General features: G+C 73.0%; 20 protein-coding genes. 14 read left to right on the top strand and 6 right to left on the bottom strand.

What is annotated here, in order from left to right:
- Nucleotides 1–70: 70 nt before the first annotated feature.
- Nucleotides 71–625: a plasmid pRiA4b ORF-3 family protein gene (locus AB0B57_RS17400; protein WP_357070187.1), complete on the bottom strand. Its 555-nt coding sequence runs from the start codon at nt 623–625 to the stop codon at nt 71–73.
- Between the two features lie 150 nt (nt 626–775).
- Between AB0B57_RS17400 and AB0B57_RS17405 the strand changes: the two genes are divergently transcribed.
- The 10 genes from AB0B57_RS17405 (at nt 776) to AB0B57_RS17450 (ending at nt 12,350) form a co-directional block, all read left to right on the top strand.
- The gene (locus AB0B57_RS17405) at nt 776–1,522 is read left to right on the top strand and encodes a pyrimidine reductase family protein (protein WP_357070189.1); all 747 of its coding nucleotides are present in this window, start codon (nt 776–778) and stop codon (nt 1,520–1,522) included.
- Between the two features lie 148 nt (nt 1,523–1,670).
- Entirely contained in the window at nt 1,671–3,425 is a 1,755-nt protein-coding gene (locus AB0B57_RS17410) for an ATP-binding protein (protein WP_357070191.1), read from the top strand.
- A 19-nt stretch (nt 3,426–3,444) separates the two neighbouring features.
- A complete protein-coding gene (locus tag AB0B57_RS17415) occupies nt 3,445–4,593 on the top strand; it encodes an exonuclease SbcCD subunit D (RefSeq protein ID WP_357070193.1) in 1,149 nt (382 codons plus the stop codon).
- Nucleotides 4,593–7,067 carry an SMC family ATPase gene (locus tag AB0B57_RS17420; protein WP_357070195.1) on the top strand — a complete coding sequence of 825 codons (2,475 nt, stop codon included), beginning with the start codon at nt 4,593–4,595 and terminating at the stop codon, nt 7,065–7,067. The genes AB0B57_RS17415 and AB0B57_RS17420 overlap by 1 nt, the downstream gene beginning before the upstream one ends.
- Nucleotides 7,064–8,023, top strand: coding sequence for a hypothetical protein (locus tag AB0B57_RS17425; protein ID WP_357070197.1), 960 nt, complete (start codon nt 7,064–7,066; stop codon nt 8,021–8,023). The genes AB0B57_RS17420 and AB0B57_RS17425 overlap by 4 nt, the downstream gene beginning before the upstream one ends.
- Nucleotides 8,024–8,041: 18 nt before the next feature.
- The gene (locus tag AB0B57_RS17430; RefSeq protein ID WP_357070199.1) at nt 8,042–8,899 is read left to right on the top strand and encodes a fused MFS/spermidine synthase; all 858 of its coding nucleotides are present in this window, start codon (nt 8,042–8,044) and stop codon (nt 8,897–8,899) included.
- Nucleotides 8,900–9,024: 125 nt separating this feature from the next.
- Nucleotides 9,025–9,717 (top strand): sigma-70 family RNA polymerase sigma factor, encoded by a 693-nt coding sequence (locus tag AB0B57_RS17435; RefSeq protein WP_357070201.1) that lies wholly within the window; start codon nt 9,025–9,027, stop codon nt 9,715–9,717.
- On the top strand, nt 9,714–10,490 hold the full coding sequence (locus AB0B57_RS17440) for a zf-HC2 domain-containing protein (RefSeq protein ID WP_357070203.1): 777 nt from the start codon (nt 9,714–9,716) through the stop codon (nt 10,488–10,490). Before AB0B57_RS17435 ends, AB0B57_RS17440 begins: the two co-directional genes overlap by 4 nt.
- A gap of 202 nt (nt 10,491–10,692) precedes the next feature.
- Complete coding sequence (locus tag AB0B57_RS17445; RefSeq protein WP_357070205.1) at nt 10,693–11,343, top strand: hypothetical protein; 651 nt, start codon at nt 10,693–10,695, stop codon at nt 11,341–11,343.
- 86 nt (nt 11,344–11,429) lie between these two features.
- Nucleotides 11,430–12,350: a DNA-3-methyladenine glycosylase 2 family protein gene (locus tag AB0B57_RS17450; protein ID WP_357070207.1), complete on the top strand. Its 921-nt coding sequence runs from the start codon at nt 11,430–11,432 to the stop codon at nt 12,348–12,350.
- A gap of 38 nt (nt 12,351–12,388) precedes the next feature.
- On the opposite strand, the gene AB0B57_RS17455 is transcribed toward AB0B57_RS17450, so the two are convergent.
- Both AB0B57_RS17455 and AB0B57_RS17460 read right to left on the bottom strand, forming a co-directional pair.
- Complete coding sequence (locus AB0B57_RS17455; RefSeq protein ID WP_357070401.1) at nt 12,389–12,811, bottom strand: SRPBCC family protein; 423 nt, start codon at nt 12,809–12,811, stop codon at nt 12,389–12,391.
- A 96-nt stretch (nt 12,812–12,907) separates the two neighbouring features.
- The gene (locus AB0B57_RS17460) at nt 12,908–13,120 is read right to left on the bottom strand and encodes a hypothetical protein (RefSeq protein ID WP_357070209.1); all 213 of its coding nucleotides are present in this window, start codon (nt 13,118–13,120) and stop codon (nt 12,908–12,910) included.
- A 133-nt stretch (nt 13,121–13,253) separates the two neighbouring features.
- Between AB0B57_RS17460 and AB0B57_RS17465 the strand changes: the two genes are divergently transcribed.
- A complete protein-coding gene (locus AB0B57_RS17465; RefSeq protein ID WP_357070211.1) occupies nt 13,254–14,369 on the top strand; it encodes an ATP-dependent DNA ligase in 1,116 nt (371 codons plus the stop codon).
- Between the two features lie 58 nt (nt 14,370–14,427).
- Complete coding sequence (locus AB0B57_RS17470; protein ID WP_357070403.1) at nt 14,428–16,005, top strand: alpha/beta hydrolase; 1,578 nt, start codon at nt 14,428–14,430, stop codon at nt 16,003–16,005.
- On the opposite strand, the gene AB0B57_RS17475 is transcribed toward AB0B57_RS17470, so the two are convergent.
- Entirely contained in the window at nt 15,932–16,453 is a 522-nt protein-coding gene (locus AB0B57_RS17475) for a potassium channel family protein (protein ID WP_357070213.1), read from the bottom strand. The two genes, AB0B57_RS17470 and AB0B57_RS17475, sit on opposite strands and share 74 nt — an antisense overlap.
- Nucleotides 16,454–16,527: 74 nt before the next feature.
- Here AB0B57_RS17475 and AB0B57_RS17480 point away from each other — a divergent pair, with 74 nt between their 5' ends.
- Nucleotides 16,528–16,980, top strand: coding sequence for a GNAT family N-acetyltransferase (locus AB0B57_RS17480; protein ID WP_357070215.1), 453 nt, complete (start codon nt 16,528–16,530; stop codon nt 16,978–16,980).
- Nucleotides 16,981–17,044: 64 nt separating this feature from the next.
- The gene (locus tag AB0B57_RS17485) at nt 17,045–17,524 is read left to right on the top strand and encodes a hypothetical protein (protein ID WP_357070217.1); all 480 of its coding nucleotides are present in this window, start codon (nt 17,045–17,047) and stop codon (nt 17,522–17,524) included.
- Between the two features lie 46 nt (nt 17,525–17,570).
- Here the strand turns inward: AB0B57_RS17485 and AB0B57_RS17490 are convergent, their stop codons facing one another.
- Both AB0B57_RS17490 and AB0B57_RS17495 read right to left on the bottom strand, forming a co-directional pair.
- The gene (locus AB0B57_RS17490) at nt 17,571–18,329 is read right to left on the bottom strand and encodes an ABC transporter ATP-binding protein (RefSeq protein WP_357070219.1); all 759 of its coding nucleotides are present in this window, start codon (nt 18,327–18,329) and stop codon (nt 17,571–17,573) included.
- Nucleotides 18,326–19,321, bottom strand: coding sequence for an ABC transporter ATP-binding protein (locus AB0B57_RS17495; protein WP_357070221.1), 996 nt, complete (start codon nt 19,319–19,321; stop codon nt 18,326–18,328). Before AB0B57_RS17495 ends, AB0B57_RS17490 begins: the two co-directional genes overlap by 4 nt.

The following is a 19,321-nucleotide window of genomic DNA, read 5'->3' on the forward strand; positions in this document are numbered from 1 at the left end:
CAGATCGTTACCGCTATGCTCCCCCAAAGGTCACACCCCATTCGGCCCCCACCGAACGCCCACCGCCGGGTCAGCAGAAGCGGCGCAGGAGCGTGGTGGTGCGGCGGGGATCGAACCGGAAGGGGTCGAAGGCGGACCCCGCCCAGTCGCGCAGCATCGCGTGCCGCGGGTCGGCCACGTCGCCCTGGTCCGCCAACGCGACCAGGAGCGCCTGGTAACCCGGTGGCCCGCCGACGCCCTCCGGCGGGCAGGCCCGCTCGCCATTCAGACAGAGCGGGTACCGCTGGTCGGGATCGACGGTCAGCGCGTCCTCCACCACCAGGTCGTGCTCCCACCAGTCGGTGAAGTCGTACGTGTAGGAGAACCGGCTGCCCTTGCCGAGCACCGCGTCCAACCGCACGTCCAGCTCGTCGTGCAGCGCCAACTCCCCGTCCGGGTCGGGCTCGCCGTACTGCACGGCGTCGATCTCGAACGAGTGCAGGTGGCAGTCTCGCCAACCCATCGCGTGCTGCACCACCCGGTGCAGCCGGTCCAGCGTGTAGCCGGCCGGGACGAGCACCCGTCGCCACACCGGCGGGCGGACGCCGGCGAGGGACACCTTCAGCTGGAAGATCTGACGCGGCATGCTGTCCTGTCCTCCCCGGGCCTAGGCTGCGAGCATGATCTGCCGAGCGTGCCGGGCCCGGCGTCATGACGACTGCCCGGGCCGGAACTGGTGCGACTGCCAGCACCGTACCGCCCAACCGACCCCTCCGGTCACCGGTCCGGCCAGCGAATGACCGTCGGAATGCCGATCCGGCGGCTCTGGCCGGAGCCGTCGACGCAGCCGCTCGACGACGCCGCGCTGACCGCGCTCTACGGCCGCGCCGACGAGCCCCGACTCCGGGTCAACTTCGTCACCAGCCTGGACGGCGCGGTCAGCGTGGCCGGCTACTCCGCCGGGCTGTCCGGAGAGCCGGACAAGCGGGTGTTCGGCCTGCTCCGGATGGTCTGCGACGCGCTGGTGGTGGCTGCCGGCACGCTTCGCCACGAGGCCTACCGGGCGGTCCGGCTCAACGAGCGTCGCCGCGCCTGGCGCCGCGACCACGGGCTGACCGACTACCCCACGCTGGTGGTCGTCTCCGCCGCACTCGACCTGGATCCGGCGCAGGCCGCCTTCGCCGACGCGCCGACCCGGCCGATCGTGCTCACTCACGCCGACGCGGAGCCACCGCCCGGCCTGACCGACGTCGCCGACCTGCTGCGCTGCGGCACCGGGCGGGTCGACCTGGCCGCCGGTCTCGCCGAGCTGCACCGCCGCGGGCTCACCCAACTGCTCTGTGAGGGCGGCCCGCACCTGTTCGGCGCGCTCGCCGCCGCCGACCTGGTCGACGAGCTGTGCCTGACCGTCTCGCCGCTGCTGGCCGGGCCGGGACCGGGCCGGATCACCGCGGGCGACACCACGCCGCCCCGGCACCTGCCGTTGCGCCACGTGCTCGCCGCCGAGGACGGCGTCCTCCTGCTCCGCCACGCCCGCCGGTAACCCGCCGTCGCCCCGGCACACACCCAGCGTCGTGCGCGTGTCGGCGGATGGTGTCGTCCGACGCGTCGCGTGGCGACCTGTCGTACTCCTCGGGCAGGATGCAGGGCATGCTTCCCGACCGTGCTGCCCGACCGACCCGAGTCGCCCGATGACCGACGCCGACCTCGACAGCCCGGGCGAGGCGGTCGGGCGGGTGCTGGGCACCGCCGACGCCACTCCGTTGCAGTTCTGGACGGCCGTGGCGCCCGGCAGTTACCTGCAACTCGACGACGTGGTGGTCACCCGGCGGGAGCTGCCCGACCGGGAGCCGGTGACGATCGCCGGCGTGGTCACCCAGGTCCGGGCTCGGCACGAGGGCGCCCAGTTCGACTCCGACGTGTTCGCCATCGCCGACGGCACGCTGCCCGCGATGGTGCAGGAGGCGGCCGAGGTCACCACGACGCGTGTCGATCCGGAGCTGTACGTGCCGCCGACCCCGGGTGCGGTGGTGCACCGGGCCGAGGGTGACGCCCGAGCGCGGGCACTGCACTTCGACCGGATGGAGCGGCGCATCCCGATGGGCATGGGTCGGGACGGGGTGCCGGTCTACCTCAACGCCGACTTCCTCGACGGCAGCCGGGGCGCGCACGTCTCCATCTCCGGCATCTCCGGGGTGGCCACCAAGACCAGCTTCGCGACCTTCCTGCTCTACTCCGTGTTTCGCTCCGGGGTGCTGGGCGGCGACGCGGTCAACGCCAAGGCGCTGATCTTCAACGTCAAGGGTGAGGACCTGCTCTTCCTGGACCACCCCAACACCCGTCTCGACGAGCCCACCCGCGCGTCGTACGCGAAGCTCGGCCTGAGCGCCGGCGCCTTTCCCGACGTGCGGGTCTACGCTCCGCCGCGGGTCGGTGACGCGGCCGGCACACCGGATGTGAGCAGCCGGCTCACCGGGGTGGATTCGTTCTACTGGACGTTGAGCGATTTCTGCGCCGACCGGCTCCTGCCGTACGTGTTCGCCGACGCCGACGACGAGCGCCAGCAGTACACGATGGTGGTCCACTCGGTGACCGCGCACCTGGCGCGTTACGCCCAGCCCGCCGACGGCGGGGTGAGCATCGACGGGGTCCGGCTCGGGTCCTACGGCGACCTGGTCGACCACATCGTCGATCAGCTCAACGACGACGAGACCCGCTCCGACTGGGCGGGCAGCGCGGTGGGCCTGGGCACCGTCAACGCGTTCGCCCGGCGGTTGATCGGCAGCAAGAAGGACCTCGCCCGGCTGATCCGTGGCGACCTGGCCACCCGTCGCCCGCACTCGATCAACACCAGCGAGTCGGCGCAGGTCACCGTGGTCGACCTGCACAACCTTCCGGATCGCGCCCAGCGGTTCGTGGTCGGCGTGACGCTCAAGAGCGAGTTCGAGCGCAAGGAGAAGTCCGGCACCGCCAAGCCGCTGCTCTTCGTCGTCCTGGACGAGCTCAACAAGTACGCCCCCCGGGAGGGCTCCTCCCCGATCAAGGAGGTGCTGCTCGACATCGCCGAGCGGGGCCGCTCGCTCGGGGTGATCCTGATCGGCGCGCAGCAGACGGCGAGCGAGGTGGAGCGGCGCATCGTCACCAACTCGGCGATCCGGGTGGTCGGCCGGCTCGACCCGGCCGAGGCGTCCCGCCCGGAATACGGCTTCCTCCCGCCCGCGCAACGGCAGCGGGCGCTGCTGGCCAAGCCCGGCACAATGTTCGTCAACCAGCCGGACATCCCGGTGCCGCTCTGCCTGGAGTTCCCGTTCCCCGCCTGGGCGACCCGGGTCTCCGAGGCGGGCCGCGCACCATCGGAGACGCTGCGCTCGATCACCCAGTCCGCCGACCCGTTCGCCGTGGTGGGCTCCGGTGGCGGCAGCACCGACGACGACATCCCGTTCTAGGCAGGGGCCGGCACACCCAATGAAGATCCTGCACACCTCCGACTGGCACGTGGGAAAGGTGCTCAAGGGGCAGTCCCGGGCCGACGAGCACAAGGCCGTGCTGGCCGGGGTGATCGACATCGCCCGTGCCGAGCAGCCGGATCTGGTGATCGTCGCCGGTGACCTCTACGACACCGCCGCGCCCAGTTCGGAGGCGACCCGCCTGGTCACCCGGGCGTTGACCGCGCTGCGCCGCACCGGCGCGGACGTGGTCGCGATCGGCGGCAACCACGACAACGGCCCCGCACTGGACGCGCTGCGTCCGTGGGCCGATGCCGCCGGCATCACCCTGCGCGGCGGGGTGCGGGAAGATCCCGACGAGCACGTCATCGACGGCACCACCGCCGGCGGTGAGCGGTGGCGGCTGGCCGCGCTGCCGTTCCTGTCCCAGCGGTACGCGGTGCGCGCGCTGGAGATGTACGAGCTGACCGCCGCGGAGACCAACCAGACGTACGCCGACCACCTGGGCCGGGTGCTGGGGCGACTGACCGAGGGTTTCGGCGAACCGGACCGGGTGCACCTGGTCACCGCGCACCTGACGGTGACCGGCGCGGCCACCGGTGGCGGCGAGCGCGACGCGCACACCGTGCTGGGCTACGCCGTTCCGGCCACCGTCTTCCCGGCCACCGCGCACTACGTGGCGCTGGGCCACCTGCACCGGGCACAGCGCGTGGCGGGCCCCTGCCCGGTGCGCTACAGCGGCAGCCCGCTCGCTGTCGACTTCGGTGAGCAGGAGAATGTCCCCTCGGTGACGGTTGTCGAGGTGACCGCCACCACCGCCGCCCGGGTGCGGGAGGTGCCGGTGACCGCGGCGAGCGCGCTGCGCACGGTGCGGGGCACCCTGGCCCAGCTCGCCGAGATCGAGGCACCGGACGCCTGGCTGCGGGTGTACGTACGGGAGCAACCTCGCGCCGGCCTGCGCGAGGAGGTCCAGGAGCTGCTCCCCCGGGCGCTGGAGATCCGGATCGACCCGGAGCTGCTGGCCGCGCCGGGCAGCGGTGCCCGCATCGCGCAACGATCGGGTCGTTCGCCCCGGGAGTTGTTCGGCGACTACCTGGACAGCCGGGGCCACGGCGACGAGGGCGTCCGGGAGCTCTTCGACGAGCTTTTCGAGGAGGTCGAGCACTGATGCGGCCGATGCGGTTGGACATGGCCGGGTTCACGGTCTTCCGGGACGAGACCACCGTCGACTTCACCGACGCCGACTTCTTCGCGCTGATCGGTCCGACCGGTTCGGGCAAGTCCACGGTGCTGGACGCGATCTGCTTCGCCCTCTACGGCATGGTGCCCCGCTGGGGTGGCGCCCGTGGGTTGGCGAACGCGCTCGCACCGTCGGCGACCGAGGCCCGGGTGCGGTTGGTCTTCGAGTCCGGCGGGGCCCGCTACGTGGCGACCCGGGTGGTCCGCCGGGACGGCCGGGGCAACGTCAAGACCGCGAACGCCGGGTTGCAGCTGATGCCGGCCGGGTTCGACGTGACCAAACTGGACACCGGGTTGAGCCCGGACGACCTCGGCGAGGTGGTCGCCGGCACCCCCGCCGAAATGGAACAGGCGGTGCTGGAGGCGGTCGGGCTGCCGTACGAGCAGTTCACCAGCTGTGTGGTGCTGCCGCAGGGGCAGTTCGCCGACTTCCTGCACGCCAAGCCGGCGACCCGGCAGCAGATCCTGGTCAACCTGCTGGGCCTCGGTGTCTACGAGGACGTGCAGAAGCGGGCGACGGCGCGGGCCGCCCAGGCGGAGGCCCGGCTGGAGGCGGTCGACCAGGTGCTCGCGGGGCTGACCGGCGTGGACGACGAGGCGTTGGCCGAGGCCGACGCCCGGGTCGAGCGGATGGCCGAGCTGGCCGCAGCGGTGACGGCCGCGGTGCCGGAGCTGGCGGCGGCCCGGGTCACCGCCCGGGAGGCGGCGGCGGCGCTGACCGCCCTCGACGACGAGCTGACCGTCCTGACCGGGGTCCGCGCGCCGCGTGGGGTGGCCGAGGTGGCTCGCACGGTCACCGCGGCACGGGCCGAGGCGGAGGCGGCGGCGAGCGGGGTGTCGCTGGCCGAGGAGCGGGAGGACAAGCTGCGCGGCGAGCTGGCCGGTGCCGGCGACGAGAGCGCGGTGCGACTGCTGCTGCGGGCGTACGACGATCGGGATCGGTTGTCCGGCGAGGCCGACACGGTCCGCGCCGCGGTGCGGGCGGCGACCGACGAGCACACCGCGGCGGTGGCGGCGCTGGCCGACGCCCGCGCGGCGGCCGAGCGGGCCGACGCCGAGTTGGAGGCGGCCTTCCGGGCGCACGAGGAGGCGAAGGCCACCGACCTGGCGGTCAGCCTGCGGGTGCACCTGCATGCCGGTGCGGCCTGCCCGGTGTGCGAGCAGCCGGTGGCCGAGGTGCCGGCGGTGCCGGCCGACTCGGCGGTGGCGGCCGCGACGGCGGCGGGCAAGGCGGCGCGGGCCGCGACCAAGGCCGCGCAGACGATGGTGCAGCAGCGGGACGCGGCGGCGCGTGACCTGGAGCGGCTGTTGGTGCAGGCGCGGGCCCGGCAGGAGCAGGTGGACGCCCGGCTGGCCGAGTTGGACGGGCAGCTCGCCGGCGTGGCCGAGCCGGCGGTGCTGCGCCGCGAGTTGGCCGAGCACGCCCGGTTGCGGCGCGCACTGGAGGAGGCGGCGACCGCGGTGCGGGCCGGCCGTGAGGCCGCTCGGCAGGCGCGGGCCGGGGTGGACGCCGCCGAGGAGCGGCTGCGCGCGGCGTGGCGGGCCTTCGACACCGCGCGCGACGGGTTGGCGCGGTTCGGCCCACCCGCTGCCGATCGGGACGACGTGGCCGCCGCGTGGGCCGCGTTGACCGGTTGGGCGACGACCGAGGCGGACCGCCGCCGCGCCGACCGGGTGAGCCGGGCCGTCGCCGTCGCCGAGGCCGAGTCGGTGGCCGAGGGGGTGCGGCGGCGTATCGCCGGCATCTTCGCCGACGCGGACGTGCCGGTCGGCGACGACCCGGTGCACGCGGCGACGGTGGCGGTGGAGCGGGCCGAGGCCGATCGCCGCCGGCTGGCCGAGCGCCGCGAGCAGGCCGGCACGTTGCGCGAGCAGCGGGCCGGGCACGAGCGGGAGGCGCAGGTAGCGCGCGCGCTCGCCGGTCACCTGCGGGCCAACAACTTCGAGCGGTGGTTGCTGGCCGAGGCGTTGGACCTGCTTGTCGACGGTGCGTCGGGAATCCTGCGGGAGCTGTCCTCCGGGCAGTACGAGCTGGTGCACGACAAGGGTGAGTTCGTGGTGGTCGACCACCACGACGCGGGGCTGCGCCGGGGTGTGCGGACGCTCTCCGGCGGTGAGACGTTCCAGGCGTCGCTGGCGTTGGCGCTGGCGCTCTCCGAGCAGCTGGCCGGGATGTCGACCACGGCGGCGAGCCTGGAGTCGATAGTCCTGGACGAGGGCTTCGGCACGCTCGACGCGGCGACGCTGGACACGGTGGCGGCGACCCTGGAGAACCTGGCCGCCCGGGGCGATCGGATGGTCGGCGTGGTCACCCACGTGCCGGCGCTGGCCGAGCGCATCCCGGTCCGCTTCGAGGTGCGCAAGGATGCCCGGTCCGCCCGGGTGGAACGGACCGGCCGGTGAGCGACGCCGCGTTCTTCGTCGACTCGTGGGATCCGGCGTACGGGGCGTCGTTCGAGGCGTCGGCCGCCGGGCCGGCCGCGCCGAGCAGCGCGCAGGTCGACGCGGACGTGGAGGTGCCCGCCGTGGACTGGCGGGCGATCGGGGTACGCCCGGGGGTGCGGGCGCCCGACGTGGTGCTGCTCGTCGACGGGGTACGCCGCATCGACGCGAGCATCTGGACGGCGGAGACCGACGGCCTGTCCTTTCCCGGGTTGGCCGCCTCGTACGCGGCTGGGGTGGTGCGGTGTGACCTGGGCCGGGGCGCGGCGCAGTTGGCCGGCACCCGGGTTGGTCGGGGCCTGTTCACCGCGAGTCCGTCGGCGCAGGACGTGGTGGCCGGCGCGATCCGTTACCCGGTGCACCGGGTGGGTGGCACCGGCGAGCTGGCGAAGCTGCCGGCCGCCGTGCAGGGCCCGCTGACCGCGTTGGAGGTGGCGGTGTCCGACGCCGCCCGGGTCGACGGTGACCTGCTGGTGGTGGACGGCCCGTTGCGCAGTCGCCGGCAGTTGCCCCGCACGCTCGGCTACATCAAGACGCAGCACAGCCAATACCTGGATGCCCGGCTGACCGCGGTGGTGACGGGCATGGCATCGGGTGAGCGCTCGCCGGTGTTCCGGCTGGGCACCGCCTGGGGTGGTTGGTCGTGGTATTTGCGTTTGCCGGTGGCGGTCGGCGCGCCGTGGGCGGGCATCGTCCGGGTGGAGTGCTCCGCCGACCTGCCCGTCGAGGCGGCGATCGAGCTGGCCGACCTGTCGCTCGTCACCCTGCCGCGCTTCGCCTCGAACCCGTACAAGGATCCGCGGGCCCCACAGAACCTGATTCCGATCGCCGGGCTGGAGCGCCGACTGCGCGCCCTGCTCGGCGATTCCCGACTGTTGCACCGCGCGTTGACCGCCGCGGCCCGCGCCGCCCGTTGACCGCGGATACTGGTTCCGATGGGACGTAAACGGGCGGCTGACCGGGTGATCGAGCCTGTCGACACCGGGCAGGCCGAGCTCGTCCCGGATCCGGACCGGGCCGGCTCGTGGACGCTGCTGTTGGATGGCGCCCCGCAGTCGCACGTCGACCTGACCGACCCCACGCACCTGGAATTCGAGTACGTGCGACGGTTGGCCGCGGCGGTGGACCTGGTCGCACCGGCCGGTGCGCCGCTGCGGGGGCTGCATCTGGGCGGTGGTGCCCTGACCCTGCCCCGCTACGTGTCCGCCACCCGACCCGGCTCCACCCAGCGGGTGGCCGAGGTGGACGGCGCCCTGGTCGAGCTGGTCCGCAGGGTGCTGCCGTGGCCGTCCGACGCCCGGCTGCGGGTCCGTGTCCAGGATGCGCGGGCCATGTTGACCGCCACCCGGGACGCCACCTACGACGTGGTGGTCGCCGACGTGTTCGCCGGTGCGCGTACCCCGGCCCACCTCACGTCCGTGGAGTACGCGGCCGAGGTGGCCCGGGTGCTGCGCCCCGCGGGGTGGTATCTGGCGAACCTGGCCGACGGCCCGCCACTGCGGCACGCGCGTGGGCAGGTCGCCACGGTCCGCGCGGTGCTGCCGCAGGCCTGCCTGGTCGGCGACGCGGCGGTGCTGCGGGGCCGCCGGTACGGAAACCTGGTGCTGGTCGCCGGGCGGGCCACCCCGCCGGTGCCGGAGCTGACCCGGCGCGCCGCCGGCGACTGGTTCCCGGGCCGGGTGGTGGCCGGCGACGAGCTGGACCGTTTCGCCAGCGGCGCGCAGGTGGTGCACGATGCCGACGCCACCGGTTCCGATCCGCCGCCGCCGGGCCTGTTCTCCGTCCGCCGCTGACCGCCCACTCAACGACGGCGGGGAAAAATTTCCGCCGTTCGTTGATCCGCTCGGGGCGTTGCCGCGTACCACCGGGCGGCCCGCTTCGTGGGCCGGCGATGGTTACGGACACCCCGGAGGTCTGCATGCATGCGGTGGCGGCCGGTTGGCATGGCGACGCGGTGAGCGCGGACTGGTTGTCGGCGCGGTCCTCGTCGCGGCCGACGTCGTCTGCCCGGGGGGTCGACGCGCACGCGACGTCTCGCCAGAATGGTCCGGTGACGCCGCGACCGGCGCCCGGGCGCCACCAGGCGACGTCAACCGAGGCCAGCCACTCCGACCAACTGATCCGGATGCTCTATGCCGAGCACGCCGGCCCGTTGTTGATGTTCGTCATGCGTCTCACCGGGGGGGACCGGCAACGTGCTGAGGACATCGTCCAGGAGACACTGCTGCGGGCCTGGCGTAACGCGCACCGCCTGGGCACGCAGGGGCAGGGTTCGCTGCGGCCGTGGCTGGTCACGGTGGCCCGCCGGATCGCCATCGACGAGCACCGCAGCCAGGAGGCCCGGCCGCCGGAGACGTACGACCGTGATCTCACCGCGTTCGCCGAGGCGGACAGCACCGACCGGGTTCTGCGGACCATGACGGTGGCGGACGCGCTGCGTACGCTCAGTCAGTCGCACCGGGAGATCCTGATTTCGACGTACTTTCGGGGGCGGACGGTGCCGGAGGCCGCCGAGGAGTTGGGCCTGCCACTCGGCACCGCCAAGTCGAGGGTCTACTACGCGCTGCGCGCGCTGCGCACGGCTCTGCAGGAGCGGGGGGTGACAGAATGAGTCGGCCAGATCACATGGACGTCGCGGCGTACGCGCTCGGCGTGCTCGACGAGCAGGACACTGAGCGGTTCGAGGAGCATCTCGCCGCCTGCTGGGCGTGCGCGGCCGAGTTGGAGACGATGGTGCCGGTGGTCGGGCTGCTCTCCGACATCGACGGCGAGACGATGATGGCGCTGGAGCAGACGGCGACCGATCCGGCGCTGCTGAACCGGACGCTGGGCGCGGTCCGGGCCGACCGTCGGCGTACCCGGTTTCGTCAGATGCTCGCGACGGCCGCCGCGGTGGTGGTCTTCGGCGGGTTGACCGGGTATGGCTTCGTCAGCGTGACGGACAGCAGTTCGACTCCGGTCGCCGGTCCGACGACGAGTGCGCCGATCGACCCGCAGACCAGTGGGCCGACGGCCCCGCCGAGCGGCCCGGGTGTGGGTGGCACCGAGGAGGAGGGTGACCAGGTCGACGCGACCGACCCGACCACGGGCGTGCAGACGACCGTGTTCCTGGTCAAGCGGGACTACGGCACCCGGATCAATTTCAGCCTGCGAAAGCTACCCGGCCCACGTGTCTGCCGGCTGGTGGTGATCCGTAAGAACGCCGAGGCCGAGGTGGTCTCGAGCTGGTCGGTGCCGGAGGGCGGTTACGGCACCAACACCCGACCGCAGGGTCTTGAGCTGAGTGCCTCCACGTCGGCCGTGGTGGGTGACATCAAACAACTCCAGGTGCAGTCGGTGGATGCCGGTGGGGTGGCGAGCCCGCTGGTCACGGTGCCCCTGTAGGTTCACGCACGCGTCGGCGCCGGTCATTGTCACAATGACCGGCGCCGATTCGTTTCCGCAGAGCGCTTCCCCTCCGGGGGCGTACGGATCGATGTCCCGATCGGTTCAATCAATTCGCGTGAAATTGACCACTGTTACTCCTTCAACCTTGACAGCCAAACTCCCGTACCTATGGGTGAACTGCCGAGAATGAGGAGGGCACGTGGCACAGATGAAGCGGACCGTCATCGTCGCGAGCGCGATGGTCGCACTAACGGCCTGCGCTCCCGCAGGTTACGACGGGGCGAACTCGAGCGCTGCCGAGCCGGTCGCCGTCGCCGCGGCCGAGCCCAGCGCGTCGGTGGAAGCCGAGGCCTCGGCGTCCGCGGAGGCACCGGCAGCCGCCGACGCGCCGCCCGCGAACGTCGACCTGACCGAGAAACTGGTCGGCAAGAACGTCGCCCGGATGGGCAAGGTGGTCACCGACCAGGACGGCTGGATCCTGTACCGCTTCGACAAGGACACCGCCGACCCGCCGTCGTCGAACTGCGTCGACAAGTGCGCCGAGGTGTGGCCCCCGGCGCTGACCGACGGCAACCCGCAGCTCACCGGCGTCTCCGACGACAAGGTCAGCAGCGTGACCCGCCAGGACGGCACCCGTCAGATCACCATCGCTGGTTGGCCGGTCTACCGCTACATCGGCGACAAGAAGCCCGGCCAGTGGAAGGGTCAGGCGGTGGGTGGCACCTGGTTCGTGGTCCAGCCGGACGGCAAGAAGAACCTCGAGTGCCTGCCCACCTCCACGCCGAAGCCGGTCGCGCCGCCCGCGAACAGCGGTGCCAACGACGCCGGGGGCTCGGGCTACTCGTACTGACCCCAGGCGCCACGAGACGTACGGTGGCCGGTCGCAGCCGGGGAGGGCCGCGACCGGCCACCGTCGTGACCTGGCAAAGTAGTGGGGTGACCGGAACCGAACCCGCCGCGACCCGGGTGCTGCGCCCGCCGGTCGGCTACCGGCTGGCGGCGTCGGTCCGTGCGCTGACCTTCACCCCGTACGACCCGTGCGCCCGCGTCGTCGCCGGCACGTTCTGGTGGGCCACCCGCACCCCGGACGGGCCGGCCACCCTGGCGCTGCGACTGGCCGGCGGTGACCTGATCGCCGAGGGCTACGGGCCGGGCGCCGAGCGCGTGGTGGCGCGGGCCGACGCCATCGCCGGGCTGCACGACGACCTGACCGGCTTCGCCGAGCTGGCCGGGGCGCACCCGCTGGTGGCCCGGCTGGCACGGGAGCACCGGGGGCTGCGGATGCCCCGCACCGGGCAGGTCTTCCCCCGGCTGCTGCGCGTGGTCTTCGAGCAGAAGGTCACCGTCAAGGAGGCCTACCGGGCGTACGCGGCGACCGTGCGGCACTTCCGGGAGCCGGCGCCCGGTCCGCTGCCGTCGCTGCTGCTGCCGCCCGAGGCCGCCGCGGTGGCCGCCACCCCGTACTGGGTGTTCCACCCGTTCGGCGTGGAACAACGCCGGGCCGACACACTGCGCCGCGCCGCCGCGCTCGCCGAGGAGTTGGAGCGCTGCACCGACGCCGCCGACGCCACCCGCCGACTGACCGCCATCGCCGGCATCGGGCCGTGGACGGCCGCCGAGGTGGTCCGGGTCGCGTACGGGGACCCGGACGCGGTGAGCGTCGGCGACTACCACGTCCCGAACACGGTGGCCTGGGCGCTCGCCGGCGAGCCGCGAGGCGACGACGCCCGGATGTTGGCCCTGCTGGAGCCGTTCCGGGGTCACCGGGGCCGGGTCTGCATGCTGCTGGCGGCCGCCGGCCTCGGCGCGCCGAAATACGGTCCGCGCGCCCCGATCCGCTCGTTCGCGCGGTACTGACTCGTTCGCGCGGTACCGAGCGGCGGCCCTGGGGGCGGTCAGCCCCGCTCGCACCGGCGCCGGAGACCCTCGGCCTCCAGGCCCACGTAGCGGCGCAGCAGGCCACCGTACAGCCGGCCGATCAGACCGGCCAGCAGCCCGGACTGGACGATGGCCAACTCGACCCGGGTGCGCCCGTCGGGCAGCGGCAGCAGTCGGTGCTCGCCTCGGGTACGCACCCCGGGGGTGTCGGAGACCCAGGTGAACTCCCGGCCCTCGGTCAGCTCGGTGACCCGCCACACCGCCGGCCGTAGCTTCGGCTGCGTCAGTGTCGCGGTCGCACCGACGGCGAGTGGGCCCGGCTCCCCCCGCTCGACCCGGGACACCGAGGCCGTCCACTCCGGCCAGCGCTCCACGTCGGCGAGCACCGCCCAGACCTGCTCGGCGTCGGCGGCGATCTCCGTGGTGGCTTCGAACCGCATCACGTCCCCTCCCCGGCGGCGCCGGTGCGCACCGCCCGCCGGTGCGGACGAGACCGCCGGGTGGATCGTGACAGTCGCGCGCAACCCCCGTCGGGATCAGGCGGCCTCGCGCAGGTCGGCCAGGCTCAACGGGGTACGCCGCCGCAGCAGTTCCTCCAGCTCGGGCACCGAACCGACCTCGCCCAGCACGTTCCGGCCGCCGCCGAACCGCTGCGGGTAACGGCGGGTCAGCCGGTAGCGGTAGCGGCCCCGGATCAGCTCGACGCTGACCCGCCACCTCCCGCAGCAGTCACACACCCACTCGGCCACCTCGTGAAAGTAGCTCTGAGCTGCGGTTATTCGATTCGCCCGAGCGGGACGAGCGGCGCGCGGACGGACACACCCCCCGGCGCCCACGGTGATCTGCCTCACGTCTGTCGGTGCCGTCTGATTGACTGGCGCCGTGGACCTGCCGATCAATCCTCCGGTCGAGCCGATGCTCGCCAAGAGCGTCGCCAAGCTCCCCACCGCGTCCGGGATGACCTACGAGCCCAAGTGGGACGGGTTCCGGTGCATCGTGTTCCGCGACGGTGCCGAGGTCGAGCTGGCCAGCCGGGGCGGCAAGTCGATGACCCGCTATTTCCCCGAGGTGGTCGACCAGGCCCGCCGGCAGTTGCCCGAGCGGTGTGCGGTCGACGGTGAGCTGATCGTCATCCGGCGCGACGGGCCCGGTGGCCAGCCCCGGCTGGATTTCGAGTTGCTGGCCCAGCGCATCCACCCGGCCGCGTCCCGGGTGAAGCTGCTGGCCGAGACCACACCCGCCGACTTCGTCGCGTTCGACCTGCTGGCCATCGACGACGAGGCGCTGCTCGACCAGCCCTACCCGCACCGCCGGGAGCGGCTGGTCCAGGCGCTGGCCGGGGTGCGCCCGCCGGTGCACGTCACCCAGGTCACCACCGATCCCGACACCGCCCGCCGGTGGTTCGACGTCTTCGAGGGCGCCGGTCTGGACGGGTTGATCGTCAAGCCGGCCGACCTGCCGTACGAGCCGGGCAAGCGGCTGATGTTCAAGGTCAAGCACGCCCGCACCGCGGACGCCGTGGTGGCCGGCTTCCGCTGGCACAAGTCCGGCCCGGTGGTGGGCTCGCTCCTGCTCGGGCTCTACGACGACGCCGGGGTCCTGCACCACGTGGGGGTGAGCGCGTCGTTCACCATGGCCCGCCGCGCCGAGCTGCTGGACGAGCTGGCCCCCTACCGGGACACCGGCGGCGAGCACCCGTGGGTGCACGGCGACCACGAGCGCGGCCAACGCATTCCGGGTGGGGTGAGCCGGTGGACCGGCACGAAGAACCTGGAGTGGGAGCCGGTCCGCCCGGAGTTGGTGGTCGAGGTGGGCTACGACGCGATGGAGGGCGAACGGTTCCGGCACACGGCCCGCTTCGTCCGCTGGCGCCCGGACCGCGATCCGCGCTCCTGCCGCTACGACCAGCTCGACCGGCCGGTCCGCTTCGATGTGGACCAGGTGCTGCGCGGCGACCCGGCAGCCACCGTGGACCGGGCCGCCAACGGCGCGGCGTAGCCTGGCCGTCGACTCGACCCCGGAGGAGCACGTGATCCGCACCGCCCGTCAGCCCCGGATGGCGACCAGTCGCCGGGTCCGTCTCACTCTGGCCACCTTCACCGCGGCGGTGCTGCTCACCGCCGGTTGCACGCTGCCGGCGTTCGCGCCACGCACGGAGGTGGCGGCCGAGGGCTCGGCCGCGCCGACCGGCAGTGCGCCCACCTGGCGGCCCTGCCCAGAGGTGCCCGAGGATCTGGTCGGGCGCGGCGCACCCAACATGCGCTACGAGTGTGCCCGGATCGCGGTGCCCCGCGACTGGGGCACCGGCGGCGGGGCGAGCGCCGGCCCGGGCGCCGGTCAGACCTTCGAGATCGCCCTGCTGCGGGCCCGCTCCACCAAGCAACGCGACCGGATCGGCTCACTTGTCGTCAATCCGGGCGGCCCCGGCGGGTCCGGTGTCGACACCGCCGTCTACCTCTCCTTCGGCGCCCAGTTCGGCGGGCTTCCCACCTCGATCACCGAGCGCTTCGACATCGTCGGTTTCGACCCGCGCGGGGTCTCCCGGTCCAGCCCGGTGAAGTGCATCTCCGACGCCGACCTGGACGCCAGCTTCGGCTTCGACCCGGACCCGGCGAGCCAGCCGGAGTTCGACGGCTTCGCCGGCCTGAGCCAGCGGATCGGGCGCGGCTGCGGCGACCGCTACGGCGACCAGTTGCCGCTGTTCGGCACCGAGCAGGCCGCCCGCGACATGGACGCGGTGCGCGCCGCCGTGGGCGACGACAAACTGACCTACCTGGGCTACTCCTACGGCACCCTGCTCGGCGCCACGTACGCCCAGCTCTACCCGCAGCGGGTGCGGGCGCTGGTGCTCGACGGCGCCGTGGACCCGCAACAGCGGCTGGTGGAGGGTTCGGAGAGCCAGGCCCGTGGTTTCGAGCGTGCCTTCACCAACTTCACCCGCTGGTGTACGGCGAACGCCGGCCGCTGCCCGATCGCCCCGGACGCGCGGGCCGCGGTCACGTCGGCCATCGACAAGGCCAAGGCTTCTCCGGTACGCGGCGCCGGCGGGCGGGAGGCCACCGCCGGCTGGGTGTTCTACGCGGTCATCTCGTCGCTCTACACCGAATCCGGCTGGCAGGAGTTGGCCAAGGCGATCGACCGGCTGGCCGAGGGTGACCCGAAGGACGTGTTCCGGCTCGCCGACGCGTACGCCGGCCGGGGCGACGACGGGCGTTACTCGAACCTGTTCGACGCCAACCTGGCCATCAACTGCGCCGACGAGACGGAGAAGCCGAGCCGGGAGCAGATCCGGCAGTTGCAGGCGGAGTGGCGGGGGAAATATCCGCTGTTCGGGCCGGCGCTGGCGGTCGGCATGCTGAGCTGCGTCGAGTGGCCGGGTGGGCGTGACCCGTACCCGACCGGGAAGGCCGACGGCGCGCCGCCGATCGTGGTGGTCGGCACCACCGGCGACCCGGCGACGCCCTACGAGCAGACGCCGCGCCTGGCGTCGATGCTGGGTGTCGGCCGGGTGCTCACCTGGGAGGGCGAGGGGCACACCGCTTACCCGCAGACGTCCTGCATCACCAACGCGGTCGACGCGTACCTGCTCGACCTGACCGTGCCGCCGGAGGGGAAGCGCTGCCCGGCCCGCTGACCGGCTGGGTCGGGGGCAGCGGGGGCAACGGGGGCAGATCGATCCCCTGCCGGGTCGCCAACTCCTCCAGCAGCGCCCGGATGCGGCGCACGTCGGCCTTGAGCTGCTCCTGCTCCTCGTGCTCGAAGGCGTTGTCGTCGACGATGAGCCGGCTCGCGAAGTGCGCGGTGATCAGCGGGATGACCAGCAGCACCATGGTCGAGATGAGCAGCGCGGCCAGCGTCCGGCCCGCCCAGGTGGTCGGCGAGATGTCGCCGTACCCGACGGTGGAGGCGGTCACCACCGCCCACCAGACGGCGTCGGCCGGGCTGCGCTCTTCGACCTCCCCGTAGATGACCCCGGCCACCACGATCATCAACAGGTACGAGGTGATCAGCGTGCGGGGCGAGTTGGCGAACCACACCAAAGCCCGGTATATCCACCGGAACGGCAGCAGCACTAGCTCCATGCCGCCCCATGCTGCCTGTTGCCCGCAACTGGCACAGGCCCATTCGCCGGTTTCGCTGTGCCAGGATCACCAGCATGAGCGACGTGACCTTCCGGGAGGCGGTCCGGGCCGACCTGCCCGCCGTCATCGCCCTGCTCGCCGACGACGTCCTGGGCAAGGCCCGCGACTTCACCGAGGTCGACGAGGCCTACGAGAGGGCGTTCGCGGCCATCAGCGCCGACCCGCGCAACCAGTTGATCGTGGCCGAGCAGGCCGGTGACCTGGTCGGCTGCCTACAGATCACCTACATCCCCGGCCTCGGTCGGCACGGTGCCGAGCGGTCACTGATCGAGTCGGTCCGGGTCCGCTCCGACCGACGCGGCCAGGGGCTGGGGCGGGACCTGATGACCTGGGCCGTCGACCAGGCCCGGCAGCGTGGCTGCGCGCTGGTGCAGCTCACCACCGACAAGTCCCGTGCGGACGCGCACCGCTTCTACCTGAGCCTCGGCTTCGCGGCCAGCCACGAGGGCATGAAGCTCGCGCTCTGACCCGCCGTCACGCCCACCTGGCGGGGGCAGCGGGCATCACCCCGACCGGGTTACGTTCGCTGCCGTGAGCAGACCGACGAAGCCCGCCGCCGCACCGCCGCGCCCGCCATGGCGACGGACTGGCGCAGCGCTCCTGGCGGTCGGCGCCCTCCTGGTCGTCGTCGCGTTCTGGCTGCCCGCCTGGCGCAGCGTGTACCTGGACCGGACGGATGTCACCCCGGGCAGAGAGGTGATCGGCTACACGCTGCCGTTCGCGGTGATCGCCGCCGTGTTCGCGGTGCTGTCGCTTGCCAACGCCGGTCCGTCCCGCTGGGTGTGGCGGCAGGCCAGCCTGGGGATGCTCGTCTCCAACGTGCTCGCCTGCGGCAGCATCACCGGCGCGTTCTGGTACTTCGAAGTCAATGACCCCTACGCCGAGGAGGAACTGCTCCGCAGCCGGCCGGGCGTCGGGATCCTACTGGCCCTGCTGGGCTGCCTGCTGATCCCGTTAGCCGGGTCCCTCCCCAATGGCTCGGGTGCTGGGGCCGCCCCCCAGCACCCGTAGAGCAGCCCACAACCCAGGCCCCGCAGCCACCGCCGAGGCGCGGCGGTCAGTCGTCGACCAGGCGACCGTCGCGCAGGACCAGCACCCGGTCGGCGAGGTCGATCAGGGCCGGGTCGTGCGTGGCCACCAGCGCGGTCATGCCGCGCGCGTGCACCACCGCGCGCAACAGGTCCATGATGGACCGACCGGTCTCCGAGTCCAGCTGACCGGTGGGCTCGTCGGCGATGAGCAGGTCCGGCTCGTTGGCCAGGGCTCGGGCCACCGCGACCCGCTGCTGCTGCCCGCCGGAGAGTTCGTAGGGACGCTGCGCCGCGTGGCCGCCCAGGCCGACCATCTCCAGCAGCACGGCGACCCGCTGCTCCCGCTCGGCGGCCGGCACCTGCGCCAGCCGCAACGGCACGCCCACGTTCTCGGCGGCGGAGAGGATCGGCACCAGCCCGAAGGTCTGGAACACGAACCCGACGGTGCCCCGGCGCAGTTGGAGCAGTTCCGCCTCGCCGGCCGCGGTCACCTCGTGCCCGGCCACCACCACCTGGCCGCTGTCCGGCCGGTCGAGACCGCCGATCAGGTTCAGCAGGGTGGTCTTGCCGGCCCCGGACCGACCACGGATGGCGACGAGCTCGCCCTTGTTGGCGCTGAACGAGACGTCCCGCACCGCGTGCACGGCGTGCTCGCCCCGACCGAAGGTGCGGCTCACACCGCTGACCCGGACCACCTCGACTGGTTGCGCCACGGCCCCACCGCCGAGCCCGGCCGCACCGCCGAACCCGGCCCCACCGGTCACCACCATGTCCCGACCACTCATGCCCGTGCCCCCCGCTCGTCCGTGGCCCGGTCACCGGGCCGTACCTGCACGTGATCCGGCTCCAGATCGAGCCGGACCCGCTCCTTCAGCGCGAGCGCGTCGACGAACGCGGCCGGCAGCTGCATCCGGCCGTTGCGGTCCAGCACCGCGTACTCCTCGCTGACCAACTCGGTGTTGCCGTCCGCGTCGGTCCGGGCGGTTCGGCGTACCTCGGAGGCGGTCCGGCCGTCGCGGATCGCGACGGTCCGGCGGACCTGCGTGGCCACGGCGTGGTCGTGGGTCACCACCACGATTGTCACGCCCAGCTCGGCGTTGATGGTGCGCAGTGCCGCGAAGACCTCCGCGCCGGTCGCCTCGTCCAGTTCACCGGTCGGCTCGTCGGCGAAGAGCACCTCCGGATCGTTGGCCACCGCCACCGCCACCGCGCACCGCTGCTGCTCACCGCCGCTGAGCTGCCCCGGTCGGCGGTCCGCGCAGTAACCCACGCCGACCATGTCGAGCAGCTCCCTGGCTCGTTCCCGGCGGGCCTTGCCACCGCGTTTGCCGGCCAGCTGCATCGGCAGCTCGACGTTCTCCAGCGCGGTGAGGTACGGCAGCAGGTTGCGCCCGGTCTGCTGCCAGACGAAACCGACAAGCTCCCGCCGGTAGCTCAGCCGCCGCTTGGCGGACAGCGAGAGCAGGTCGTAGTCGGCCACCCGGGCGATGCCGGCGGTGGGCGTGTCCAGGCCGGAGAGGATGTTGAGCAGTGTCGACTTGCCCGAGCCGGACGCGCCGACGATCGCCACCAGCTCTCCCCGGTCGATGACCAGGTCGAGCCCCTGCAGGGCGACCACCTCCACCCCCTCGGTCTTGAAGATGCGCACCAGGCCGTCGCAGACGATGTGCCCGCGCAGTCGGTCCTGCCCGCCGGCCCGTTCGGCGGCACGAAGCGCTGCCCGCTGTTGCAGGGAGGCCAGGTCGGGCACCAGTGAAGTCTGGGCGGTAGCGGTCAT

Origin of the sequence: Micromonospora sp. NPDC049101, assembly GCF_040648675.1 — a bacterium.
Classification (GTDB): domain Bacteria; phylum Actinomycetota; class Actinomycetes; order Mycobacteriales; family Micromonosporaceae; genus Micromonospora.